General features: G+C 58.9%; 23 protein-coding genes and 1 riboswitch. Of the genes, 11 read left to right on the top strand and 12 right to left on the bottom strand.

What is annotated here, in order from left to right; all coding sequences use genetic code 11:
- Positions 1 to 1386: an MmgE/PrpD family protein gene (locus tag QMZ29_RS06920; protein WP_060433064.1), complete on the top strand. Its 1386-nt coding sequence runs from the start codon at positions 1 to 3 to the stop codon at positions 1384 to 1386.
- Between the two features lie 136 nt (positions 1387 to 1522).
- Here QMZ29_RS06920 and QMZ29_RS06915 read toward each other — a convergent pair whose 3' ends face one another.
- The 5 genes from QMZ29_RS06915 to QMZ29_RS06895 all read right to left on the bottom strand — a co-directional run bounded on the left by QMZ29_RS06915 (position 1523) and on the right by QMZ29_RS06895 (position 7162).
- The gene (locus tag QMZ29_RS06915) at positions 1523 to 3058 is read right to left on the bottom strand and encodes a phospholipase D family protein (RefSeq protein ID WP_261424482.1); all 1536 of its coding nucleotides are present in this window, start codon (positions 3056 to 3058) and stop codon (positions 1523 to 1525) included.
- 86 nt (positions 3059 to 3144) lie between these two features.
- Complete coding sequence (locus QMZ29_RS06910; protein WP_049207608.1) at positions 3145 to 3936, bottom strand: AraC family transcriptional regulator; 792 nt, start codon at positions 3934 to 3936, stop codon at positions 3145 to 3147.
- A 357-nt stretch (positions 3937 to 4293) separates the two neighbouring features.
- Positions 4294 to 4611, bottom strand: coding sequence for a cupin domain-containing protein (locus QMZ29_RS06905; protein ID WP_025302841.1), 318 nt, complete (start codon positions 4609 to 4611; stop codon positions 4294 to 4296).
- 314 nt (positions 4612 to 4925) lie between these two features.
- Entirely contained in the window at positions 4926 to 5972 is a 1047-nt protein-coding gene (locus QMZ29_RS06900) for an NAD(P)/FAD-dependent oxidoreductase (RefSeq protein ID WP_261424480.1), read from the bottom strand.
- A 17-nt stretch (positions 5973 to 5989) separates the two neighbouring features.
- Positions 5990 to 7162 (bottom strand): MFS transporter, encoded by a 1173-nt coding sequence (locus tag QMZ29_RS06895; protein WP_225735576.1) that lies wholly within the window; start codon positions 7160 to 7162, stop codon positions 5990 to 5992.
- A gap of 181 nt (positions 7163 to 7343) precedes the next feature.
- Between QMZ29_RS06895 and QMZ29_RS06890 the strand changes: the two genes are divergently transcribed.
- Positions 7344 to 8213, top strand: a complete 870-nt coding sequence (locus QMZ29_RS06890; protein WP_261424477.1) for a LysR substrate-binding domain-containing protein — start codon at positions 7344 to 7346, stop codon at positions 8211 to 8213.
- 82 nt (positions 8214 to 8295) lie between these two features.
- On the opposite strand, the gene QMZ29_RS06885 is transcribed toward QMZ29_RS06890, so the two are convergent.
- The 3 genes from QMZ29_RS06885 to QMZ29_RS06875 form a co-directional block, all read right to left on the bottom strand.
- Entirely contained in the window at positions 8296 to 8703 is a 408-nt protein-coding gene (locus QMZ29_RS06885) for a DUF2000 family protein (RefSeq protein ID WP_025302837.1), read from the bottom strand.
- A gap of 58 nt (positions 8704 to 8761) precedes the next feature.
- Positions 8762 to 9610 (bottom strand): AraC family transcriptional regulator, encoded by an 849-nt coding sequence (locus QMZ29_RS06880; RefSeq protein WP_043137364.1) that lies wholly within the window; start codon positions 9608 to 9610, stop codon positions 8762 to 8764.
- Between the two features lie 71 nt (positions 9611 to 9681).
- A complete protein-coding gene (locus QMZ29_RS06875) occupies positions 9682 to 11562 on the bottom strand; it encodes a diguanylate cyclase domain-containing protein (RefSeq protein WP_261127161.1) in 1881 nt (626 codons plus the stop codon).
- Between the two features lie 180 nt (positions 11563 to 11742).
- Positions 11743 to 11818, top strand: a riboswitch (Fluoride riboswitch).
- A 40-nt stretch (positions 11819 to 11858) separates the two neighbouring features.
- Here QMZ29_RS06875 and QMZ29_RS06870 point away from each other — a divergent pair.
- Genes QMZ29_RS06870 through eno form a run of 3 tightly spaced genes read left to right on the top strand, consistent with a single transcriptional unit; the run spans position 11859 to position 14556 of the window.
- Positions 11859 to 12824, top strand: a complete 966-nt coding sequence (locus tag QMZ29_RS06870) for a DHH family phosphoesterase (protein WP_060433058.1) — start codon at positions 11859 to 11861, stop codon at positions 12822 to 12824.
- 3 nt (positions 12825 to 12827) lie between these two features.
- On the top strand, positions 12828 to 13256 hold the full coding sequence (locus tag QMZ29_RS06865) for an adenine nucleotide alpha hydrolase family protein (protein ID WP_025302833.1): 429 nt from the start codon (positions 12828 to 12830) through the stop codon (positions 13254 to 13256).
- A gap of 16 nt (positions 13257 to 13272) precedes the next feature.
- Complete coding sequence (eno, locus tag QMZ29_RS06860) at positions 13273 to 14556, top strand: phosphopyruvate hydratase (protein ID WP_049204031.1); 1284 nt, start codon at positions 13273 to 13275, stop codon at positions 14554 to 14556.
- On the opposite strand, the gene QMZ29_RS06855 is transcribed toward eno, so the two are convergent.
- Positions 14553 to 14960 (bottom strand): MerR family transcriptional regulator, encoded by a 408-nt coding sequence (locus tag QMZ29_RS06855; RefSeq protein ID WP_025302831.1) that lies wholly within the window; start codon positions 14958 to 14960, stop codon positions 14553 to 14555. The two genes, eno and QMZ29_RS06855, sit on opposite strands and share 4 nt — an antisense overlap.
- 70 nt (positions 14961 to 15030) lie before the next feature.
- On the opposite strand from QMZ29_RS06855, the gene QMZ29_RS06850 reads away from it, so the two are divergent.
- The 3 genes from QMZ29_RS06850 (at position 15031) to QMZ29_RS06840 (ending at position 19627) form a co-directional block, all read left to right on the top strand.
- A complete protein-coding gene (locus QMZ29_RS06850; RefSeq protein WP_261424463.1) occupies positions 15031 to 16251 on the top strand; it encodes an NADH:flavin oxidoreductase/NADH oxidase family protein in 1221 nt (406 codons plus the stop codon).
- 505 nt (positions 16252 to 16756) lie between these two features.
- On the top strand, positions 16757 to 18139 hold the full coding sequence (locus QMZ29_RS06845; RefSeq protein WP_072269829.1) for a diaminobutyrate--2-oxoglutarate transaminase: 1383 nt from the start codon (positions 16757 to 16759) through the stop codon (positions 18137 to 18139).
- A gap of 18 nt (positions 18140 to 18157) precedes the next feature.
- Positions 18158 to 19627: a pyridoxal phosphate-dependent decarboxylase family protein gene (locus QMZ29_RS06840; RefSeq protein ID WP_043137457.1), complete on the top strand. Its 1470-nt coding sequence runs from the start codon at positions 18158 to 18160 to the stop codon at positions 19625 to 19627.
- A 76-nt stretch (positions 19628 to 19703) separates the two neighbouring features.
- Here QMZ29_RS06840 and QMZ29_RS06835 read toward each other — a convergent pair whose 3' ends face one another.
- Together QMZ29_RS06835 and QMZ29_RS06830 are read right to left on the bottom strand one after the other, a co-directional pair.
- The gene (locus QMZ29_RS06835; RefSeq protein WP_147823791.1) at positions 19704 to 20231 is read right to left on the bottom strand and encodes a carboxymuconolactone decarboxylase family protein; all 528 of its coding nucleotides are present in this window, start codon (positions 20229 to 20231) and stop codon (positions 19704 to 19706) included.
- Positions 20232 to 20234: 3 nt separating this feature from the next.
- Positions 20235 to 21023: a cyclase family protein gene (locus tag QMZ29_RS06830; protein WP_261424451.1), complete on the bottom strand. Its 789-nt coding sequence runs from the start codon at positions 21021 to 21023 to the stop codon at positions 20235 to 20237.
- Positions 21024 to 21150: 127 nt separating this feature from the next.
- On the opposite strand from QMZ29_RS06830, the gene QMZ29_RS06825 reads away from it, so the two are divergent.
- Both QMZ29_RS06825 and QMZ29_RS06820 read left to right on the top strand, forming a co-directional pair.
- Entirely contained in the window at positions 21151 to 21957 is an 807-nt protein-coding gene (locus tag QMZ29_RS06825; RefSeq protein ID WP_261424450.1) for a helix-turn-helix domain-containing protein, read from the top strand.
- A 69-nt stretch (positions 21958 to 22026) separates the two neighbouring features.
- A complete protein-coding gene (locus QMZ29_RS06820) occupies positions 22027 to 22923 on the top strand; it encodes a LysR family transcriptional regulator (RefSeq protein ID WP_127145899.1) in 897 nt (298 codons plus the stop codon).
- Positions 22924 to 23039: 116 nt separating this feature from the next.
- On the opposite strand, the gene QMZ29_RS06815 is transcribed toward QMZ29_RS06820, so the two are convergent.
- On the bottom strand, positions 23040 to 23510 hold the full coding sequence (locus QMZ29_RS06815) for a DUF2846 domain-containing protein (protein ID WP_261424447.1): 471 nt from the start codon (positions 23508 to 23510) through the stop codon (positions 23040 to 23042).
- Positions 23511 to 23922: 412 nt separating this feature from the next.
- Here QMZ29_RS06815 and QMZ29_RS06810 point away from each other — a divergent pair, with 412 nt between their 5' ends.
- Positions 23923 to 24972, top strand: coding sequence for a dipeptidase (locus QMZ29_RS06810; protein ID WP_049207640.1), 1050 nt, complete (start codon positions 23923 to 23925; stop codon positions 24970 to 24972).
- Positions 24973 to 24982 lie beyond the last annotated feature (10 nt).

The raw sequence follows: 24982 nt of genomic DNA, 5'->3' as shown, positions 1-24982 counted from the left end.
ATGACAAAATTATCGGTCGACCCGATCGAGGAATTGATCGCTTTCGCCTCACAGATAGATGCGTGCATGGTTCCCCCCGCTGTCCTGGCATTCCAATGCAAACGACTGATGGATAATCTTGGCTGTCTCGCCGCAGGTTATGACCAAAGCGGCGTCGACGCGGCGCTCTCGCTGGCCAGACGCTGGAGCGGCAACGCCGAGGCCAGCATTATCGGCAGTGAAGAACGCCTCGCCGCGCCGCAGGCGGCGTTCGTCAACGCCGTGCGAGCCCGCGCGCTCGACTATTGCGACGTTCTCTCCCCCGGCTGGCATCCCAGCTCTTCGGATATTCCAGTCGCGCTGGCTGCGGCGGAACTGTCGGGCGCTTCCGGATTGGATATGTTGGCGGCATTGGCCGTCGGCCAGGACTTCGCACAACGCATCAACCTTGCTGCGCAGGCGAACGGCTTTTTCTACCGCGGATTCGACTCAAATATCCTTGGCCTGTTTTCAGGCGCAGCGATCGCCGCCCGCTTGCTGCGCCTGGATCAACAAGCTTTCGCCGACGCCATAGGTCTGGCGTTCGATTTCGGCATCGGCACCTTCCAACACTATCAGGACAAGACGCTGGCGGTGCGCATCAGCCAGGGATTGGTGGCGCGCCATGCGCTGGAAGCCGTTTTGATGGCTCAGGCGGGGATAAGCGGCCCCAAACGCGTCCTGAGCGGCGAGAACGGTTTTTTCAATCTCTATGCGCCGGGCGAACCCGATCTGGGGATGCTGACCCACCAATTGGGCATTGCCTTTCTGGGGGAAGAAGCGACCTGCTTCAAGCTATACCCACATTGCAGCATTCTGCTGGCGTTGACAGAAACGCTCTTGAACGACGGGCCACACCGGCAATTGCCCGATCCCGAACGAGCGAAGATCACGCTGCATGCATCACCGACCATGCGCATGGTGTGCGGTGCGCCATACGAGCCGCAGAAAACGGCCGAAATCGATGCGCAATTCAGCGCGCGTTACATCATCGCTAACGCGCTGCTGCGCGGCCAAGCCAGCGCTCTCGAATTCAGTGCGGCCTTCGCGACAGAACCTACGGTCGTTGCGCTAGCGCAGCGTATCGAGGTTCATGAACAACACGCCTTTGAACGGTTTGACCGCTTCGAACTTCATATCACGCCGGAACAAGGTGATACGCTGCGGCTCGAAGCCGAATTCGGCCGCGGCTGGCCGGAGAACCCGGCGGATATGCAGGATATTCGGGATAAATTTCTTCGCTGTTGTGAGCAGTCGCCGAATCATGGATTGAGGAATAACGCGCGACGGCTGATGGCCTGTATCGAGAATCTGATCGAAGCGCCCTCGTTACAAGCCTTGTTAGCCGCAACTCGGGAGGGGCGCTAGTCAGGCTTAGCCACCGCATATCGCCGGAGTTAACGTGGCGGGGTCCGTCCTGTCACTTCGGCGTGTAAATCTCTCGGAGTGTGGCGATCACTTTCGCCACGTTTGGGTTATCGAGTGGCGGCGGCATTCGCCGGCGTTACAGCATCCACTCGATAGGCAGCCAGCCGGCCACGGTGAGAACGATGCGTTTTACCCAGCCGGCGCCGGGTTCCTGCTGGTGCACCTCGGTGTGACCGTCTTCGAAGGCTTCGTTCCATACCATGTTGCCTTCGGGTGTCAGTACCGGCCGATAGGCGGCGTATTCGAGCGGGCCATCAAACAGTTGGCGGGTGTCGGCCGCCAGCGCCGGGCTGTCGATCAAGAATCCCATTTCGCAGTTCAGGTGCGCCGAGCGCGGATCGAAATTGAACGATCCGATAAACACCCGCTTATCGTCGATGGCGAAGGTTTTGGCATGCAGCGCCGCGCCGGACAGCCCCAGCGGCTTGAGCTCCTTGCGCCCGGACGGTTGACCGGCGCGCAGCTTCAGCTCGAACAGTTCGACGCCCGCCTGCAGCAGCTCACGTCGGTATTTGGCGTAGCCCGCATGCACCACCAGCACGTCGGTGGTGTTCATCGCGTTGGTCAGCACGCGAATGGATTTCCCCTGTTTGGCAAGCGATTCAAAGAAAGTCGCCCCTTCTCGCCCCGGCACGAAATAGGCGGAGACCAGATCCAATTGCTGGCTGACGCCGCCGATGATCTTACCCAGTTGCGTCACCATCAAACGATCGCGCGAAGCCTTGCCCAACCCTTTCGCCGGATCGTCGGCCACCAGCTCTACCTGGGTGAATTCCGGCTGTACGGCGCCATCGCGAAAGCGCACCGCGCTGGTTTCCAGCTGCACCGCCAGTTTACGGGCGCGCTCGCTGGTTTCGATGGCGGCGGCCTGCGTCAGGAAGGCGGAAAGATCGCCTTTTCCCCGAATAATCTGCTCAACGCCGAACACCGAGGCGCTGTTCCAGTAGCGATCGAAGACCTCGGCGGTCTCCGCCACCACGTTGCCGACGCTCAACACGTCGAGATCGAGGAAATAGTTTTCGTCACCGACCTGAAAATACTCGTCGCCGATGTTGCGGCCGCCGATGATCGCCACGGCGCCGTCGACGATGTAGGACTTGTTATGCATGCGCCGGTTCATGCGCATAAAGTCGAAGGCGTAACCGGCCAGCTTCGGCGTACGTACGGTGGACGGATTGAACAGACGGATCTCGACGTTTTCCTGGGCGTTCAGCGCCGCCAGCGTCTCATCCATGGCGACGCCGTTATCGTCCAGCAGCAGCCGCACGCGCACCCCACGTTGGGCCGCGTCATACAGGGTTTTCAGCAGGATCTGCCCGGAGGTGTCGTTATGCCAGATGTAGTACTGAGCGTCGATAGACCTTTCCGCCATCCGCGCCAGCGCCAGGCGGCTGGCGAACGCATCGTGGCCGCTGACCAGCGGCACCACGCCGCTCAGGCCGGAATGTGCCGCCATCTGTTCGGCGGCCCGCGCCGGCAATAGCGCGGTAGGATCCGCCGGCAATGCCGCCTGCGGCAGACGCTGCGAAATATCCGGCAAACGAAAGATGACTCTTGCCGCAATAATGGCGATCGTCACGGCGATAATCAGATACACGACAATTTTTATCACGGGAGGCGGCCTCGGAGGTTGACTGCTTTGCTTTATACGTCATTAGGTTGCTTCAATCTATAGGAGAAGCGCGCTATGCCATAAGGCTATAGCGTAAAGCGCGAAGGCGAAACGCCAAACAGTTTTTTGAATGCCACCGAATAGGCGCTGTGGCTCTCATAACCGCTTTCGAAGGCGGCGTGGATGATCGAGTTGCCCGCCAGCAGCAGCGGGATGGACGACAACAGCCGTAGACGCTGTTTCCACTGACCAAAGGTGATGCCGGTTTGTTGGGTGAAGTGACGCTGGAAGGTTTTCGCGCTGATCGACAATGAATCCGCCCAGATCTCAATGCCGCGATCGTCGGCCGGCGTGATGACCAACTGCCGGCAAATGTCAGCCATTCTCGCTTCCATCGGCCAAGGGAGATGCAGCGCCAGCTGCGGCTGCAGGCTCAGTTCCTCGAGGAACAATGATCTGAGCAACGCGTGGCGTTTGGTCTCCTCGCCCTCGGGCGCCAGCGTCGCCAATTGGGCGATCAGCTCGCGCAGCAGCGGCGACACCTGCAAGACGCCGTCGCGCAACGGCAACCGCGCGGCGGTGAATTCATCAACAAAAATCCCGTAAACGCAAATGTTGCTCTGCATGACCAGCTGATGTTCTACCCCCGGCCGCAGCCAGACTGCGGTGGTAGGCGGTACGATCCAGCGTCCGCAGCTCGCCTCGACCGCCATAACACCCTGTTGCGAATAGAGCAAATGGCAGCGTTTATGCGAGTGGTAAGGAATGACAAAGCCCGCCGGGTAGTGTTTCACCAGCCCCGTCACCTCGAACGCAGAGTTTTCGTGGCTGCTGAGGTCGATGCGTTTCGTTTCGGCGTTGTCGACGTCGAATCCCATGGTCGTTTGTCCCTTTTGATAACGCGAATGTCTTTTATTTGATAGAGAGGCCGCATGATCCTCCATATAGTGACGTTCTCGCAAGCCACACCAGGGGCCTTATGCGAAGAAACTCACTATTTACACCAAAATTTCATCGTTCTGCTTAAAACGAAGGCGATGACGTTGCGCATGCGCTGCGCAATGGCGGCTCGTTGCGGGGGCGACGCGGCCGAAAGTGATGGAAAGGGAAAGCGCGGTGGCTTAAATCAGGAGGTATGCGCATCAATCAGCAGGTAGCTCAGCCTGGGGGGCGGCTTAATGCTAAAGGGATAGGGAGAGCGCCTAGGCTCTCCTCCATCCAGAATGGTTATCTCGTCAACGGGCCAACTCGGCGCCGTCCAGCTCGGAAATCGCCAGACAAATCACTTCCGTGATGGCCTGTACCGTATAGGCGGTCTTGGCAGGAATGATTAACATCTCATGGGGTTGCAACGTCTGATCGTCAACCTTCAGTTCACCGCTCAGCACCATCAGTTTCACCCAGCCCGGATGAAAACGCGCCGGTTGTTGGCTGCCCGCATCCAGCTTCAGCAACGCCGTATGGCCAGGCGTCTCCCGTTTCAAAATGTGAAAGTGTACCCCATCGTAAGGCATGTTTTCGTAATGCAGTGACGCCAGTGTTCTCTTATGCATGGTAAGTGTCCTCGTGACCTGTGAGTAGCTGCTCCGCCTTCGGTCGCCGTAAAAACGATTGGCGGCTGTCCCTACCGAAAGCACCGGCTCGCAGCCTCTTGGCGAACGGATTAACTGTCGTACTTGCAGCGGCCAGATCGACCGCCGTTTCATGCCTAACCTGCCTCAGGCATGCTACTAAATATATAAGAGCCTCGCCGACGGCGCAAAAAACCGCTGCAGGGTTGAGCGTATTACGGTGCTGATCCGTAGTCGGAAAACCTGAACGGCGAGACCAAGGCGCCGTCTGCCGGAGATCGCGATGGTCTCCCCCTTCACACCCCATCATTAATAAATCGCGCCGGGCGATAAGCGTGCGGAATAGCGGGATTGACGCCATGCAGCAGCTCGTCGCCGACCAACCGGCCAAGCGTCGGCGCGCACATCACGGCCGGGTGCATCACTGCCACATAGAGGCAGGTGGCGCCCAGCGGCCCGATGATGGGATAACCGTCGCGCGGCCGGGGGCGCATCCCCACCGAACACGCCTGCAGTTGCAAGGGCGCCGTGCCTGACAGGCGCCCTTCAATCGCCGATTGCGCTTCGCCTTCCACGCGGTTTTCATCGCCGTGCGCAGGGTCATCCTCCGCCGCCAGCAGATCGCCATTTTGCGCATGACGCACTTCGATGTCGTCGCCCGCAATCAGCGTGTTCACCACCTGCGCCGCCGCGTGATAGCGCAACAAAATGGCCGGCGACGCCTCGATCGGCAGCGAGAATCCGCTGTCGTCCAAAAGCGCCGAGATCCCCGTACCGCAGGCGAGCACCACCCGATCGGCGACAATCGCGCCTGCCTCGGTAACGATGCCGACTATCTGCCCGTCTTCACGCAAAAATCCGGTGACGGTTCGCCCCAGAAGCAACTCCCCTCCCCACGCGCGAACGCATTCGAGCAACCTCTGCGTCACTTCTTGCGGATCGACGGCGCCGTCACGCGCCGCAAAATAGGCTTGGCTATCGGGCTGCCTGAGCCCCGGTTCCAGCGCGGTCACCTCGGCGGAGGGCAAAAGCCGATTATCGGGGTTTTGCGTCGCCGGCGCCTGGCCATAGCTGAGCGCGCCGGACCAATTCACCCAGAGATCCGGGATCTCCTGCGCCAGGCGTATCCAGTCAGCGACGATCTCGCGCCGCAGAAACGCGTCGGGCGCGCCCTCAGGTACGCCTTCGCTGATCCAGCCGAACGAGCGGCCTGTGGCTCCCGCCGCGGGATGCGCCTGCTCAACCACGATAACGTGCTGCCCTTGGCGCGCGAGATGATAGGCGATCGATGCGCCGACAATCCCGGCGCCCACGATAACCATGCGTGATGATGTTCCATTCATTTAATGATGTCCGAACCTCATTTCAAGTGTTGTCGCCAAAGCAATCCTGCCGCCAGGCAGGCTACCCCGCCGCCGCAGGCCAACACGGCATAAGACGTGCCCCAGCTCTGGGTGGTATCCATCACGATGCCAAAGGATAACGGGGCGAACGACCCGATGCCGAACCCCAGCAACGATCGCCAGCCCATCACGCTGCCGAGCTGTTGCGGCGGCACGTTGTCCGCCATCGCCGCTGACAGCACGCCGGAGTCGCCAAGAATAAAGAAACTGCCGATGCTGACGAACAGCAGCGTCCAGCCCGGCCCCCAGTTCGCCGACCACCCCATCAGCAGCGATCCCAACGCACCGGCGGCGCCCACAAACGTCAGCACCGAGGCACGATTGAAATAGTCGGAAACGGTGCCGACAATCAGCGTGGCGATCATGCCGGCCAGGTGGATCACCGCCGCGGCGATCAATCCGGCGCTGAGCGGATCCAGAGAGAAACCGCTCAACGCCTCGCTGACCAGGCTGGGTGCCCAGGCCCAGTTACCGAGCAGTTCCCAGCTGTGAGCGATATACCCGATCAGCAACAGCAGGGTCGCATAGGTGATAGCATAGCTTTCTCGTTTCGTCTTCCTCCCCAGCGTGCGCGGTTGCGGTTCCTGATAACCGACCAGGGCCAACGAACCCGCCAGCGCCCCCAGTAGCGCACCGGCGGCGCACAGGGCAAACGCCACGCCGGCGCCCCAGCGCATGGCGCTCCAACCGGCGATGAAAACCGACAGAAAATACCCCAACGAACTGGCCGCCAGGATCATGCCGATGGCGTAACCGCGTCGGGCCGGGCCGTTCATCCCCATCGCTAACAGCAGCGCCGGCGTATAGGCGCCGCCCTGCGTCAGGCCGACGAAGGCCATCAACACCAGTGCGCCGATATACGAATGGGCAAACACGGCGAACAGCATCAGCGCACCGGCACCCAGCCAGGAAAACAGCAGATACACCCGACGCGCGCCCAGCGAATCACACCACCAGGAAGCCACCAGCAACGCCAGGGCGTTGGTCAGGCTGAACACCGTTTGCACTGTACCGGCGGAGGCGGCGTCGAGCTGCCACTCGCTTCTGATGGTCGGCAGCGCGCCGGCGAACATCATGGTGCCCAGGCAGAGGCCGGCCCGGCTCACGCAAAGCAAAAAGAAAGCTCGCATCTCAGGGGCGCCTCCCTGTCAACCTCAGGGTGAGGATAACGCCATTAACACGCATGACCGATAGCCAAAAGATCCGCATCATAAACTCAGCAATCAGAAGGAGATGCCTCATCATAGTGAGCAAAATCAACGGCTGACAAACGATCTTTCCTCCCTCACTTGGTTGAGCTAGACTCAACCTATGAAAAAAATTCACTCCCTGCCGCACCTGTCCGCTTTCGAAGCCGCCGCCCGTCTCGGCAGCTTCAGCGCCGCTGCGGATGAGCTGTTTATCACCACCGGCGCGGTCAGTCGCCACATCCGCAGCCTGGAAGAACAGCTGGAGCTCAAACTGTTTTATCGCGGACACAAGTCCGTGCGGCTGACGCAGGCCGGCGAGAATTTTTCCCGCACTGCGTCCCGAGTGATAAGCGAATTGTTTTCGGCGGAAAGCGCACTGAAAGCGAGCGCCGGCCGGCAGCGGCTGGTGGTACACAGCCTGCCGACGTTCACCATGCACTGGCTGATGCCGAAATTGGCAGTGTTCAACGAGATTCATCCGGAGGTCGCGATTGATATCACCACCGCCACTGGGGCCGTCGATCGCAATATGCCGTTTGACCTGGCGATCCGGCGCGATCCCGCGCACTTCTCCGGACTGAAAGCGATCCCTTTTTTGCAGGAAGACAGCCTGCTGGTCTGCAGCCAGAGCTATTTGCGCACCATGCCGATCAGCGCGCCAGACAATCTGGCCGAGCATACCGCCATTCGCATCCGCGCCCGTGAGGATTTATGGCACAGTTGGTTGAATACCTATCCGACGGCGCTGGACGCCTCGCCGCCGCCGCTGACGCTCGACCATACCTTCGCCGCCATTCAGGCGGCCGAAGACGGCCTGGGACTGGCCGTCGTGCCTTACCTGTTCTGCGCCAAACATCTGTCGTCTGGCCGGCTGGTGTCGCCTTTCCCAGCGTTGACTATCCGAACCGGCGTTTATTCCCTGCTGCTGCGCGATCGGGACGATGAGGTCGTGAGCCAATTCGCCGCCTGGCTGCAAACGTTCCAGGCGTAAGCGCCGTATCGGAAACGCGTCACCCTCCTGGACATGCGCGAGCGTTTCGCGCGTCCACTCGGTAAACCAGGCAAAGACATTCTCAGGCGTGGAGCGTCAGGCCTTTTATCGCCTTATCCACCGCTTTCTTCGGCCCGCGCAGCGCCAGGCCGACCAAATCCAGATTGTCCGCGTCTTCAGCGAGAAAAACCTGCCGGTTGGCTGCATCGTGCCCGGTCGCAAACATGGCGTGCACATAGGGAACCAACGTCAATTCCCGCTCCAGCCCTTTGCGATGCACATTTTGCAGGCCCGGCAGATCCGCGGCAAAAATCAGCATCGGCTGCCCGGAAATGCCGCCGTAGCGTCTGCCTTGCGCATCCACATAACACTCGCCGATGATTTCCGGGGCGGCGGCGGCGATGCCCGTCGCCAGAAAGGCCACCACATTCAGCCGCTGCCAGGTCTGCAGATCGTCGCGTACGATAAACGCTATCTTGGTATCAAACATGTTTCGCTCTACTCCGTTGTGCTCTTAAAATAAAAGCGCATCATCGGCGATGGGCGAATCAGCGGTATAGAACGTTTGTGCACTGACGTTGATAGGCCGCCGGCGATAAACGGTAGGCGCGCTGGAACCAGCGGCCCAAGTGGCTCTGATCGGCAAAGCCCACCTGCATCGCGACCTGCGCCGGTTCTTCCCCCTGCGCCAACAACAAGCGTGCAGCCCGCAGCCTCAGCCGGACCAGGTAAGCATGCGGCGACTGGCCGAAGGCCCGGGTGAACTGGCGAGTCAGGCGGAAGCGGTCCAGGCCGCACTGAAGCGCAAGTTCATCCAGGCTGGGGTTACCCGCCATGTGCTCGTGCAGGTAGTCTCGTAAGCGATTCATCACAATCAAAGCATCATCGCTTTGGGAAGTCGGCCTGACGCGAATATGCCGCGCCAAAAGCGTCAGCAGTTGATCCAGGCTTTGATCGCGCGCCAGCCGGCCTTCCCCCTGATGCAACGCAAAAAAAGCCTGTTGTATCGCGGTCGCCAGCATCGGATCGTCGGTCAACGTGCTGTGGAAGGCGCCTTCCAGCACAGAAACGTCCCCTAATCCGCGGCGGTTCATCGCATCGGAAACCCAATGCTGCGGCAGATAAAGCATGGCATAGGTAAACCCTTCGGCCTGCGGCGCATGACCATCGTGCACCGCGCCCGGCTCGATCAGCATGGCACGTCCCGGCCGGCTGGTATGCAAGGAACGATGACAGTTGAAACGTTGTAAACCTTGCTGCGTCACGCCCACCAGCATTTCGTCATGATCGTGGGGATCGTAGGCATGCCCCTGAAAGTGGGCATTGACGCTTTCGATGCCGGTTTCGTCATCGCGCCGCAGTTCCAGCCAGTCTTTGTGTTGATGATTAGATGCCATGCAGTCAGTCCGGAGTTCTGCCCATAGGAAAGAAGAAAACAGCTTACCCTGAGACGGTCACCGTTTCACGCTCATAACTCGCAGATGGCATAAGTGCCCTTACCGGCCGATTTCGCCTGATACATCGCGCCGTCGGCGCGGGTCAACAGCATCTCCTCCGTCACGTCAGTGTGTGAGGAAATCGCCGCCCCCAGGCTGGCGGACAGGCTCACCGTCTGCTGCCCGATCTGCGAAATATCAGCCAGCCGCGCCAACACGTTTTCGCAAAATTCGCTGACCTCGCGCTGCGGTTCCGCCAACGGCCACAGGATGACCGTGAATTCGTCACCGGCCAGGCGCGAAACGCTATGGCGCTCGCCGGCGCAGGCGCTGAGCAACCTGGCGAACGTCTTGAGGATCAGATCGCCGAAGTCATGGCCATAGCTGTCATTGAGGGCTTTGAAACCATCGAGATCGATGAACACCAGCGCCATTTGCCGCTGTTCGCAACAGGCCTGCACCGTGCTGGACAACCGACGCAGAAAAGCGCGGCGGTTGGTCAATCCGGTCAGCATGTCGTGCGTAGCATCGTACTCCAGCCGTTGCTGCAGGCGCTTCAACTCGGTAATGTCCATGGACAGAATGTAAAACCCCTGAGCCTCGCACGGCACCAGCGTAGTGTGGATCATCAGCAACCCCTTCTGGGTCTGGAGCTCATTTTCGAAGCTCACCATTTCCCCCGCCAGGGCCCTGTCTATCATCGGTTTCGCTATCTGATAAACGTTCTCCCCCATAAAATCGAGCACCGTCATTCCTCTAAGGCGGCTTTCTTCCAGGCCAAACCAGGTTTTATAGGCGCTGTTAGCGAACAGGTAGCGTTCATTACCGTCGATTTGGCTGATCAACGCCGGCATGTTGTCAGTAATGGCCCGCAGGCGTTCCTTCTCCGTGCTGAGCTGATATTCGGCGAGTACCCGGGTTTCAATCTCTTCGTTGAGTTTCTTGACGACCACGTTCAGCTCCCGCGTGCGGATTTCGACGCGTTGTTCCAGCTCGTGTTGCAGAGCGAACAGATCGGCCTCCGCCGCCTTGCGCTCGCTGATATCGACGATAACCGAGATGAAATGATCCGGTTTGCCGTTAGGCAGCCGGTTTAACGCCACCGTCAGCTGCACCCAGACGATCGAGCCATCGGCACGGAAATAGCGTTTCTCCAGCGAGTAAGTACTGATCTCGTTTCTCAGCAGTTGCTGCAGTTTTTCTAGATCGGTGTTGAGATCGAGCGGATAGGTAATGTCCTGAAAGGTGCGATCCATCAGCTCGCGCTCGGAATAGTGCAACATTTCGCAGATGCGCGGATTGACCCGCAGCCAATACCCCTGCAGCGACACCAGCGCCATCCCTACCGCCGCCTGGGCGAAGGTCTGTTCGAACAAGGCTTCCGAGCGTTGCAGGTTGGACTTCAGGTTTTCGGTATAGACATGGCGTTCAATGCTCTGCAGGTACTCTTCCACCACGGCGGCGAAGTCGTGCAGGTCGGCCACCTGTTCCGGAGAAAACGGCTGCGGCTGGCTGTCGATAATGCACAGGGTGCCGAGCGGCAAACCGTCGAGCGACAGCAGCGGTTGCCCAACGTAGAAACCGATTCGCGGCCCGCCGATCACCAGCGGATTGTCGAAAAAACGCGGGTCGTTGGCGGTATCGGGCACCACCAGCGCTTCACGTTGCAAGATCGCATGGCCACAAAATGAGATGTTACGCGGCGTTTCCCGGACATCCAGACCGTAGCGCGATAGAAACCATTGGCGATCCCGGTCGATCAATGACACCAGCGCAATGGTGACGCCGAAGTATTTCGCCGCCAGCCGTGTAATACGATCCAGTTTTTCCACCGAGTTCGAATCCAACACGTTCAGCGAGTTCAGTACCGACAGACGTTCGGCTTCGTTTTCGGGGAAGCAGGGTTCAAGCATGTTGTCTCCCATTGTGTCACCCACGGATCCGGCGCAGCCAGCCTGCGTGATTCCGTTCAGCCTATCCGTCGGTTAGCGGCAAATATCCTTGCCCATCATAGACTCACTCAGTATCAATCCGATTGCGCATTCTCGCCAGCTTTGCCGGGCGTTGCGTTTGCCACCGCGCTGCGCTACAGTCGTTCACAAGGTGATGGTGTTCCACCTTTCCCAACCGCCGCGTTCGCTCGAACCGGATGATGACGCCTGATATACAACTTCGCTTTATTTTTTAGGCAGGTATGTCAGGAGTCGCTATGAATGAAATCTCACGTCTTACCCCTTTTCCGTCCCAGCCTGATCTCGCCGTGCGGGAAATGCCGCTGTACGTTTTCGGCCATAAAAATCCCGACAGCGACAGCATCTGCAGCGCGCTGGTGGTCGCGGACTGGCTCAATCACCTCGGCAAACCGGCCGTCGCTTTCCGCCTTGGCGAATTGACGCCGGAAACCCGCTACATACTGGCCGCCGCCGGCGTACAAGCGCCTGCGCTGCTGAAAGGCGATCTCCGTGACCGCAAAGTCTGGCTGGTGGATTTTACCGACGTCGAACAAGGGCCGGCCTCATTGCCCGACAGCGATGTGGTCGGCGTTATCGATCATCACCGGCTGGGCACCTTGATCACCCGCAACCCGCCCGATGTCTGGATCCGCGCCGTTGGCTGTTGCGCCACCGTGATCCTGTCCATACTGGCGTCAGATACGCCGATGCCGCTTTCTTCCGCCCAGGCCACGCTGCTGCTGGGCGCGATTTTGAGCGATACCGTTGCGCTGAGCGCACCGACCACCACCGAACAGGATCGGGTGGCGGTCGCGCGGTTATGCGCAATCTCTCACGTTGACTATGACGCCTTCACTGCCGGATTGCTTGCCGCCAAAACCGATCTTTCGGGGCAATCCGCCCCGCAGTTGCTGCACCGTGACGCCAAGAATTACCGCATCCATAGCGTCTCGCTGCTGCTGTCGCAGATAGAAGTGCGGGCTATGAGCGATATCGATCCGCTGTTGCCCGCGCTGCAACAGGCGCTCGAGCAGGCTAAGCAGGAGGCCGGGCTGGAGATGGCCGCGCTGCTGGTTACCGATATCACCCGCCACCGCTCTACCCTGTATTTCTCGTCGAACCGGGTGCTCGCCATTCGGCAGGTGTCGCTGCCCGGCATGACGAGCCGGAAAAAAGAGGTTTTACCGTGGTTAACCCTACAGATTGCTAACGCAGGGAGATAAGTCATGTCGCTCTATCAACATGCTTTACTGCTGGTGCAGGATGAACGCGACGGCCGGCTGCTGTTACGCCATGCCGAACGCCTCAATCAGCAGATGAATACGCGCATTACCGTGGCGCACATCAGCGCCGACTATGCCGAGCTGGACTACCTCAGCGATGCACAAACCAAAGATCGCCAGTCCAGCGAGGTGATCGCTGCCAAAGCCATGCTCAGCCGGTTGGTGGAAGACTGCACAATCCCCCTGGAGGTGCGCGCAATTGTCAGTATTCACCGCTTCAAAGACATCGAGGCCCTGATTGCCCGTGAAGGCGTCGATCTGTTGCTGCTCGGCCATCAGAACCGTCCGTTCGGCGTCTTTGCCTCCTTCGGCTTCGAGTTCATTAACCATTTGTCGATCGACGTGCTGATAAAGCACGTGCCCACTCCCTAGAATGAGGTGATCATCCATGAGCTATGAAATTGAAAACGTAACCGCCAGAGAGATCCTGGATTCGCGCGGCAACCCCACCGTCGAAGTTGAAATGACTGCGGCAGGCGTCGTGGCACGGGCTTCGGTTCCCTCCGGCGCCAGCACCGGTTCACGCGAGGCGGTGGAACACCGCGACGGCGATCCGCACCGTTACGGCGGTAAAGGCGTTCAGGAAGCGGTGCAAAGCGTCAAAACGGCGATCAATGAAGCGCTGCGCGGGGTGGATGTACGCCAACAAGGGGAGATTGACCGCCGGTTGATCGCACTGGACGGCAGCGAGAACAAGAGCCGATTGGGGGCCAACGCCCTGCTCGGCGTTTCTCTGGCCGCAGCCCGCCTCGCGGCGCAATTGTCGCAGCTGCCGCTGTATCGTTATCTGGGCGGTCTCGGCGCCAACCTGCTGCCGGTGCCCTGCATGAATATCATCAACGGCGGCGTGCATGCCCGCTGGCAAGGTGCGGACTTTCAGGAATTTATGATAGCGCCGCTGGGCGCGCCGTCGCTGCGCGAGGCCGTGCGCTGGGGCAGTGAAGTTTATCAGGCGCTGCGCCAAATTCTGTTGGAGAAAGGCCTGTCGGTCGGCGTTGGCGACGAAGGCGGTTTTGCGCCGGCGGTTGCCTCGAACCGGCAACCGCTGGAGCTGATCGTACAGGCGATAGAGAAAGCCGGTTATCAACCGGGAGACGATATCGCCATTTGCATGGACCCGGCCTCGAGTGAATTCTATGCCAACGGCAAATACCGCCTGCGCAGCGAAAACGCTGAACTGGATGCCGAACAGATGACGGCCTATTACCAGCGGCTGGTGCAAGATTTTCCCATCGTGCTGATTGAAGACGGTTTGGCCGAGGACGACTGGGCGGGCTGGCGCATTCTCAGCGACGCCCTGGGCGATCAGGTGGAACTGGTCGGTGACGATCTGTTCGTCACCAACGTGAAATACATCCAGCGCGGGATTGATGAAAGATTGGCCAATGCGGCGCTGATCAAGCTGAACCAGATTGGCACGCTGAGCGAAACTTTCGCCGCCGTGCAGCTTTGCCAGGCAAATGGCTGGGGCGCCTTTATCTCACACCGCAGCGGCGAAACCGTCGACAGCTTTATCGCCGATATGACGGTTGCGATGCGAGCTGGCCATGTGAAAACCGGCGCGCCGTGCCGCGGCGAGCGGATCGAAAAATACAATCAGCTGATGCGCATCGAAGACCAATTGGGCATCGCGGCGGTATATGCCGGGCGCGCCGCCTTTAAACACCGTTAATCTTTGCAGGCCGGCCACGCACCGGCCTGTTTTTCATTTTTTGCGCGGCATAATCCCGCCACGCCGGATTCCAACAGAATACGCCGCGTCGCCATCAACGTCTCACGCTGCTCGTTCAGCGTCGCCATCATCCGCTCGATTTCCGCCAGCCGGCTGTCGACGCCCTGTATCAACCCATCCTGATAGGCGCTGCCCTGCAGCGCCAATACCCCGCGGATCGCCTGCAGCGAAAACCCCAGATTCTGGCCGATTTGGATCAGGTGCAGCCGCTCCAGCGCGCTTTCGCTATACACCCGATATCCGTTAACGCCGCGCACCGCTTTGGGCAGCAGACCCTGCTGTTCGTAGTAACGTATCGCCGAGGCGGCCATGCCGGCGCGCTCCGCCAACTCTCCGATTTTCATGCCCTATTGACCTTAAAGTTAACTTTAACCCTAGTATAGCGCCATTCCCCCTGCGACAGGAACGTACCCGATGTTTACCCCACTGATTCTGCCCAACGGCAGCCGCTTACCCAACCGTCTGGCCAAGGCCGCGTTGGAAGAAAATCTGGCCGATGAAGGCCAACTGCCCGGCCCCGCGCTATGGCGCCTGTATCGCCACTGGGGTATCGGCGGTGCCGGCCTCATCATCACCGGCAACGTGATGATCGACGGACGCGCCATGACCGGCCCCGGCGGCGTAGTGCTGGAACAGGATACGCCGCTCGAGGCGTTCAAAACCTGGGCGGCGGCCTCGCGCCAAGAAGGCGCACAGGTATGGATGCAGCTCAGCCACCCGGGCCGGCAGGTGATGGCCAACATGGGCGGTAACGCCTGGGCGCCCTCCGCCATCCCAATGGCGATGGGCAAGTACAGCAAGCAGTTTGCCCCGCCGCAGGCCATGAGCGAAGCGCAGATTGCCGAGGTGATCGCCCGCTTCGCCGCCAGCGCGCACGCCGCCGAACAGGCCGGGTTTACCGGCGTGCAGCTCCATGCGGCGCACGGCTACCTCATCTCCCAGTTCTTGTCGCCGTTGTCCAACCAGCGCAGCGATCGTTGGGGGGGCGAGCTGGCGAATCGCGCCCGCCTGCTGCTGGAGGTGGTGCGCGCGGTGCGCCAGCGTGTCTCGCCAGGCTTTTGCGTGGCGGTCAAACTGAACTCCGCCGATTTTCAGCGTGGCGGCTTTTCGCCGGACGAGGCCCGACAGGTATTGTTGATGCTCAACGAACTGCCGGTCGATCTGGTGGAGTTGTCAGGCGGGAGTTATGAGAGCCCGGCGATGCAGGGCGAAGCGGCGGACGACAGCACCCTGGCGCGCGAAGCCTATTTTCTGACCTTCGCCCGCGATCTCGCCGCAGTGGCCCGCATGCCGGTGATGACTACTGGCGGCATCGCCCGCCCGTCGGTGGCGCAACGGGTGCTGAACAGCGGCATCGCGGTGGTCGGCATCGCCACCGCCATGGCGGAAATTCCCGATCTGCCGCACCGCTGGCAAACCGGCGAAGCCCCTCATGCGCTGCCCGCACCGGTAAAATGGCGCGATAAAACGCTGACGCTGCTCGCTCGTATGGCGCTGATCAAGCGCCGCATGCACGCCCTGAGCCGCGATCGGACGCGCAACGTGCGTTACTCCCCGCTGTGGTCGCTGCTCATCGACCGGTGGCGCACCCGCCGCACTCTGCGGCGCTATCACGCCTGGTTACGACAACGTTAATAACCGCGGTGCCGGCAGACTCGCCGGCACCGCACAAAAATCCCGCTTTTTTGATCGCGCTACGTAAAATCTGCAAGAAATCACCACTCTGGGTACTGCGCTTTTAACGCTCGACCGCTTATATTCATCACAAATTTTGTGTATATAACCGCTATAGGACTTAAGGTGGTGAATAGATGAAAATAAGCCGCTATTTTCTATTTATGTTATTAATCGGAAATTCACCTTAATAATAAATGCATTAAAGAAGTAGCCAAAGGAAAGCAGAAAAGGATTTTTACGCAATGTTAAAGAAATGTTATTTTTTGCTGGCAAAACCAACGGTCAACAAATCAACAACATATTGATGAGCCTAAGAAAAAACTAAACAATTCAAAACAAAATCGGCTATTGAGTCCCAGGCAAAAAAGCCATATATTGGTCGCGCTTTTCACAAGGCAGTTACTTTTCTAATTCATTAATTCAATCGTTGCGTCTTGAGACCTTCGGTTGTAGGAGAGATATGATGACGGATAAAGTCCGTATTGATACTTTAGTTGCAAACTCATTAAACGGAAACAATGAAACCTATTTGGCGCGTCAAGCCGAATTTGAGTCGAATGTTAGGAGTTATCCGCGCAAATTGCCGTTGGCAATTGCGAAAGCCCAGGGCGTTTGGATCACTGATGTTGAGAATAATCAATATCTTGATTGCCTGGCCGGGGCGGGAACGTTGGCTCTTGGACATAATCACCCCGACGTCCTGCAAAGCATCCAAAATGTCATTACCAGCGGCTTGCCGTTACATACTCTCGATCTCACGACCCCGTTGAAAGATCGTTTCTCCGATTACCTGCTCTCTCTGTTGCCTGGCGAAGGCAAAGGGTATTGCCTGCAGTTCTGCGGCCCGTCCGGCGCCGATGCGGTGGAAGCCGCGCTGAAGCTGGCGAAAAAGCACACCGGCCGTTCCGGCGTGATCAGCTTCTCCGGCGGCTATCACGGCATGACCCACGGCGCGCTGTCGGTCACCGGCAACCTGTCGCCGAAGGCGGCGATCAACGGCATGATGCCGGAAGTGCAGTTCATGCCTTATCCGCATGAATACCGCTGCCCGCTGGGCATCGGCGGCGAAGCTGGCGTCAAGGCGCTGACCTACTACTTCGACAACCTGGTTAACGACGTGGAAAGCGGCGTGCGTAAACCGGCGGCGGTGATCCTGGAAGCCGTTCAGGGCGAAGGCGGGGTTAACCCGGCGCCGGCCGAGTGGCTGCAGCGCATCCGCAAAGTGACGCAGGAGCATGGCATTCTGCTGATCATCGACGAAGTTCAGGCTGGTTTCGCCCGTACGGGCAAGCTGTTCGCCTTCGAACACGCCGGCATCGAGCCGGACATCATCGTGATGTCGAAAGCGGTCGGCGGCGGCTTGCCGCTCGCGGTGCTGGGCATCAAAAAAGAGTTCGATGCCTGGGAACCGGGCCACCACACCGGCACCTTCCGCGGCAACCAGCTGGCGATGGCCACCGGCCTGACCACCCTGCAGTACCTGAAAGAGCATAAGGTCGCCGATAAAGTGGCCGCTCAGGGCGAATGGCTCAAAGGCAAGCTGACCGAGCTGCAGAAACGTTATCCGGTGATCGGTCACGTCCGCGGTCTGGGCCTGATGATCGGCATCGAGATCGTCAAGCCGAACGAAGCGCAGGATCACATGGGCTGTTACCCGGCCGATGGCGAGCTGTCCGCGCTGCTGCAGAAAAAATGCTTCGAATCCGGCTTGATCCTGGAGCGCGGCGGGCGCAACGGCTGTGTGCTGCGCCTGTTGCCTTCCCTGCTGATCACCAATGATGAGCTGGGTATTTTCCTGGATAAATTTGAGCAGGCGCTGTTGGCCGCCGGCGTCAAGCCTGTCTGATTGGAGCGAATGACCGCGATGTCCAAGTTAAACCCGATTCTGGCTTCCTCGGCGCACAGCGCCGAGGCTTACCGCCAGGCGATCGCACAGAGCAGTGAAGCCGTCGTGCAGTGGCTGCAACAGCCCGAGATGTATCAGGGCAAAAGCGTTGCCGAACTGCGCGAGCGCATCCAGCTAGACTTTACCCCGCAAGGCCTGGGCAACCAGGCGGCGATCGAGCGCGCCATCGAGTACTTTTTGAAAGACAGCCTGTCGGTGCACCACCCGCAGTGCGTGGCGCACCTGCACTGCCCGAGCCTGGTGATTAGCCAGGCTGCCGAAGTGCTGATCAACGCCACCAACCAGAGCATGGACTCCTGGGATCAGAGCCCGTCGGCCACGCTGATCGAAATGAAATTGATCGAGTGGCTGCGCGCCCAGGTCGGTTACCCGTCCGGCGACGCCGGGGTGTTCACCAGCGGCGGCACCCAGAGCAACCTGATGGGGCTGATGCTGGCGCGCGACGCGTTCTTCGCGCGTCAGGGCCACTCCGTGCAGCAGGACGGTCTGGTGGGCGATCTGCGCAAGCTGAAGGTGTTCTGTTCTGAAAACGCCCACTTCTCGGTGCAGAAGAACATGGCGCTGATGGGCCTCGGCTATCAGTCCGTCACCCTGGTGAAAACCGATCGCTTCGCCCGCATGGACGTGAACGATCTGGCGGAAAAACTGGCGCAGGCCAAGGCCAACGGCGAGCAGGTGATGGCGATTGTCGCCACCGCCGGCACCACCGACGCCGGTGCCATTGACCCGCTGCGCGACATCGCGCGGCTGGCGGCGGAGCAGCAGATTTGGGTGCACGTGGATGCGGCCTGGGGCGGCGCGCTGCTGCTTTCCGAGCAGTACCGCGACTACCTGGACGGCCTGGAGCTGGTGGACTCCATCACCCTGGACTTCCATAAACAGTTCTTCCAGACCATCAGCTGCGGCGCCTTCTTGCTGAAAGACGAGCGCCACTACGAGCTGATGCGCTATCAGGCGGCCTACCTGAACTCCGAGTTCGACGAAGCGCAAGGCGTGCCGAACCTGGTGTCCAAGTCGCTGCAGACCACCCGCCGCTTCGATGCGTTGAAGCTGTGGATGGGGCTGGAAGCGCTCGGGCAGAAGCAATACGCCGAGATCATCGATCATGGCGTGACGCTGGCGCAACAGGTGGCGCGCTACATCGCCGATCAAGAAGCACTGGAACTGGTGATGCAGCCGCAGCTGGCCAGCGTGTTGTTCCGCTACCGTCCGGCGCAGCTGGCGGCGAACGGCGATGCGGCCGTCGCGCTGTTCAACCAGCGTATCGGTGACGCCCTGTTGGAATCGGGCCGCGCCAACGTCGGCGTGACCGAGTTCGATGGCGTGACCTGCCTGAAGATGACGCTGCTGAACCCGATCGTGACGCTGGAAGACATCAAGCTGTTGCTGGCGCTGGTCGAGAAAACCGCCCAGCAGCTGCCCGCGTAACCCTCTGCCACTGCGCATTAAAAGCCGATAACCCCAGGTTATCGGCTTTTTTATCGCGCTCACGCCGTGCGCGTATTCAATCCGTTGACATGTTTTCCCAGGATGTCGCTTGTAGGTCCAGATCGATTTCCAGCGTTTCCAAAAAGCGCGCCGTCATCATGTAGTGCCCAATCATTAATGCCAGTTCAGCCAGTTGAACCTCGTCATAATAGCGCCTGACCGCGTTAAATGTGTCGGCAGAGACCTTCACCTGCTTCACGCATTCATCGACAAAATGCAAGATGGCCGTCCCTCTGGCGTCGATGCCCACACCCTGCTCTATTTTCTCGATGTCGTCATCGCACCACCCCGCAAGGATCGCCAGCGGATAGTGTTGCATACGCTCATAAGCGCTGTGGCTTAACGCGCCAACCCTTAATATGATCATTTCCCGATCTTTATCACACAGTCGCCCGGCCGGAAAAGAAGCGCCCAGGGACAGATATCCCTGCGCCGAACGGCTGGTTTTCAACAGACCCAGCGTAAGATTGGCGGGAAAACGGGCATATTGCTGCTGCTGCTCAGCCGTTAATTCACTCACTGCCGGCAGTTTTATTCTGGCCATCGCTTATTCTCCCGCTTGAGCTTCGATAATTGCAACCGGCCGAGCCCAGCCGGCGGATGCCTTATAAACCTTCACCGGCAGACTGATCACGTTAAATCCACAGGGCGGCAGCAATTCAAGATTGCACAGTTTTTCAATCTGGCAATAAGGATATTGACTGCCGGCATAGTGCCCTTCCCAAATAAACGAAATATCGCCGCTTTGTTCAAATTTGGTGCGCGTATGGCTGAATGGCGCGTCCCAGCTCCAGGCATCGGTGCCCACCACCCTGACGCCGCGTTCAGTAAGATACAGCGTCGCTTCACGGCCCATGCCGCAACCGCGATGAATAAAATCTTCGCTGCCGTAACGCCCGCCGGCCGCCGTGTTGACCAAGACAATATCGCCGGCGGCGATAGGATGGCCGATCCTCGCTAATTCACGCTCAATATCATGCGCAGTGGCCACATAACCGTCGGGAAAATGCCGAAAATCCAATTTGACGCCAGGGCCGATACACCATTCCAGCGGTATTTCATCAATGGTCTTTGACGCCGAGCCGTCATCCATATGCGAATGGTAGTGATAAGGGGCGTCCATATGCGTCCCCGCATGGGTGCTCATGCGGACAAACTCCACCGCCCAGCCCTCCTGACGCGGCAACTCCCGGGGATCCAGACCGGGGAATGATTCCGCCAGCTGCAACGCTCCGCGCTGGTTATCAACATACTCGATTTCCGGCAGAAAACTTTCCGGATCGGAGGCGATCCCGCTCATCAGCGGCACCGAAAGATCAATGATTTTGCCGTACATAGGGTTACCTTTACCCAGGGGAATGACCTGCCCAGAGTAAGCTTTCCCCATAGAATAGAAATGCCGATTATCAGACAACTTATTGTTATAATAGGAAGGCGCAGCCATAAGCGGACAGGAAGGCGTCATGAAGCCGTCAGAATTGACCGGGGAAGCCCCAATATCGATTTGGTTCAGAAATAAATCCTGGCCGGCAGGAACGCAATTCCCTTTGCAAGCGTTGCCTTGGGGAAAACTGATGTATTCCATGAAAGGGTTGGCGGAAATAAATATTGAGAACAATATTTATTTATCCACACCAGAATATGCTATTTGGCTCCCCGTTAATACTGAACATGAATCCGTTGCAAAGAGTGCAATTGACTATGTCATTCTTCATGTCAGTCCCCCGCTATGCCAACCCTTACCGAGCAAACCGCAAACCCTGCGGCTGAATAAGATCGTCAAAGCGGTGCTGGCCGATTTTTCAGAAAGGCTTATTGGCTATCCGCACACGCCTCAGGACCAGACGCTGGTTACCGCGTTGCTTGAGCAGCTGGCGCTGTCGGAGCGTTTTGACAGCTACCTGCCGCTCGGCAGCGATGACGTTGTCAAGATCATGACCGAAAAAATGAGCGCCGCGCCGCACGATCTCAACACCCTGACACAATGGTCGGGCATGCTGGGCTTGAGTGAGCGTACGCTGTCGCGGCGATTTCTCGCCGCTACCGGCATCTCTTTCAATGAATGGAAGCTGAGAAGCAAAACCCTCATGGCGATGACGCTGTTACAGGAAGGGAAAGCCGTCAAATATGTCGCCTCTACCCTGGGATATAACGATCCGTCCGCGTTTATCGCCATGTTCAGACGGCAAACGGGCCAGTCCCCCTCCGGTTTTTTAGCGGTAAGTCATGGCACAGCGAAAACAGGCTCAGGCATAATGCATGGCGACTGATGCAGCATTCGCACGCACAAACTGCATCGAACGCCTTCCCCCCTATTCAGCACGACAGGATGCGCACGCATGACCGACCCTGATTTCAACCTGCTGATCGCACTCGACGCGCTGCTGACGGCGGGCAGCGTTGCCGGCGCGGCGCGGCGTCTCGGTTTAAGCGCCTCGGCGATGAGCCGCACCCTCAGCCGGCTGCGCACGGCCACCGGTGATCCTCTGTTGGTGCGCGCCGGCCGTCATATGGTGCTGACGCCCTATGCCGAAACGCTGCGCGAGCGGGCGCGGCACGCGACGTTCGAAGCCCGCGCTGTGTTGCGTCCGGCGCAGGGAGCATTGGATCCCGCCGCGCTGGATCGTACCTTCACGCTGCGCGCCAATGACGGCTTCGTCGAGGCCTTCGGCCCGGCGCTGATCGCCGCCGCCGCCGAACAGGCGCCGCGGGTGCGGTTGCGCTTTGCGCCCAAGCCGGAGAAAAGCGACCGCCCCCTGCGTGAAGGTCTGGTCGATCTGGAGATCGGCGTATTGGGTGACATGGGCCCGGAAATCCGCCTGCAGGCGCTGTTCCGCGATCGCTTCGTTGGCGTGATGAGAACCGCACATCCGCTGGCGCAACAGCCAGAGATTGGCGTCGCCGACTACGCCGCCTGCGGCCACGTGGTGGCCTCGCGCAGCGGGCGCATTCTCGGGCCGGTAGATGCCGCGCTGGCGGAGCTGGGGCTGGCACGCCATATCGCCGCCGTGGTGCCAAGCTTTCCCGCCGCGCTGGCGGTGGCGCAAGCCTCGAACCTGTTGGCGTTGCTGCCCACCTCTTTCCTGCAGGCTCAACCTGCCGATGGCCCGCTGCGCGTCTTCGAGCTGCCGGTGAAAACGCCGCCCATTACCGTCTCGCAAATGTGGCACCCGCGCCTGGACGCCGAGGCGGATCACCGCTGGCTGCGGCAGTTGGTGTTGTCGGTTTGTCATTAAAGAAAAACGGAGTGACATCGTCACTCCATTCATAGCCGTAGGGTAAACAGCGAAGGTTTAAACAGATAATGGGAATTTCAGGAGGAATATCCCTGAAATCCCACGGGCAAGGAGCATTAGCTATCGCAACGGCCGCCCTTGGCAAGCTTTACCGCAACTTTAGAAATAACACGTTTGCCTTCATCCTCTGTCGATTGACTCAGACCGGCACCGCCGACGAATACACCCATCTTAATATATTGTCTTACGAAGTAATTTTTCCCCGCTTCGGTATAAATGGAAAGATCGTTAGGAGAGAATTCAGATTCGGTAGAGATTTTATGCTGTTGTCCGCCGTCAACCTGGGTATAGAAAAACGTTTTATCCGCGGTCTCACCCACGCATTTGCCGTCAAGATAAACATCTTTCTTCAACGCCTTGCCGACAAAACTGTCACGATAAATATAGAGGCCCGCTTTGTTTTCATCCAACGCAGGGAAGCTTTTGGCATGCGCTGATTCTTGATCTGTTGCGAGAGGGATGCTTGCACACCCGCTTAATAATAATGCGCTCGCCAGTGAGGCGGAGAGGAGTAGTCTTTTGGTCATGATCAATCCTTCGGTATAAAAATGTAGCAAGGAACAACGCTTAATTCACTGTGAACATTTAATTATCACATTAAATATAACCAACAGTTATTATATTGATAGTGGCGAAATTCATTTTCAAACAGTGAGTTAGGGGGGAGCGTGCCCAACACACAAGCGATAACGATATTGCCACAAATAAAATTTGATTCAAGAAATCAATGTCTAAAATATTACAGAACCATCAATTTTATTGGCATAATCAACGCTGATCCACACGTTTAAATTACCTTGACCGCTGGCTGAAAATAATTTCGGTCAGGTTAATCTCCGTATGTTCACTGCATTCGAATCTCCCCATCGAGCGAGGGTTGTTCCCCCTCGCTCGATGGGAGAACATAGCGTTCACGATGCCTGACTCAGTGAAACGCCCATGACGCTTCCCCCTCTCTGGCCGGTCTTCGACGGCCATAACGACCTGCTGCTCAATCTGTGGCTGCAGCATGACGACGATCCGGTCGCCGCCTTTTATTCCCGCGTCACGCCGGGCCACCTCGATTTCTCCCGCATGCGGCGCGGCGGATTTTTCGGCGGGCTGTTCGCGGTATTTATTCCTCCGGTCAGCTATATCGCCCAGATGCGTAATCAAACGCAGGACGAGGCGCAGGCCGCCTTCGATCCGCTGGCGATCGCCGAACGGCAGATCGCCATCCTGCAGCAGCTGGAGCAGGCTTCTCAGGGGCAGCTGCGCATCTGTCGCACCGCCACCGAAATAGAACAGTGCCGCCTCAACCGGCAAATCGCCGCGGTGCTGCATATCGAAGGCGCCGGCATGATCGATGCAGAACTGACGCAGTTGGAGGCCTTCTACCGGCTGGGCGTGCGCAGCATCGGGCCATTCTGGAATCTGCCAAACGCCTTTGGTACCGGCGTCAGCGGGTCGTTCCCCGGCTCACCCGATACCGGCCCCGGCCTGACGCCGGCCGGCGAGGCGCTGATCCGTGCCTGCAATCAGCGCCGCATCATGATAGACGTCTCGCACATGAACGAGAAAGCCTTCTGGCAAACCGCCGCGTTGAGCACCGCACCGCTGGTCGCTACCCACTCCAATGCCCATGCCCTCTGCCCGCAGCCACGCAACCTGACCGACGCGCAGCTGGACGCCATCGCCCAGAGCGGCGGGATGGTCGGCGTCAATTTCGGCACCGCCTTCCTGCGGGCGGACGGTAAACGTGACAGTGCAACGACCGGCTTAACAGAAATTGTTAAACACGTTGAGTATTTGATCGCTAAACTTGGTGAAGATCGCGTGGGGTTTGGCTCTGATTTTGACGGGGTCAACGTACCGCAACCGTTGGAGGACGCCGCAGGCCTGCCGCGCCTGACGCAAGCGCTGGCGCAGGCCGGGTTCGATAACCGGCTGCTGGAGAAGCTGACCTGGCGCAACTGGCTGAACGTGCTCGCCGCCACCTGGGGTGAATAACCCGGTTACG

It is taken from the genome of Serratia sp. PF-27, from assembly GCF_030053255.1.
GTDB lineage: Bacteria > Pseudomonadota > Gammaproteobacteria > Enterobacterales > Enterobacteriaceae > Serratia > Serratia bockelmannii.
Note: the sequence above shows the minus strand (reverse complement) of the source record. Positions and strands in the feature narration are given on the sequence as shown.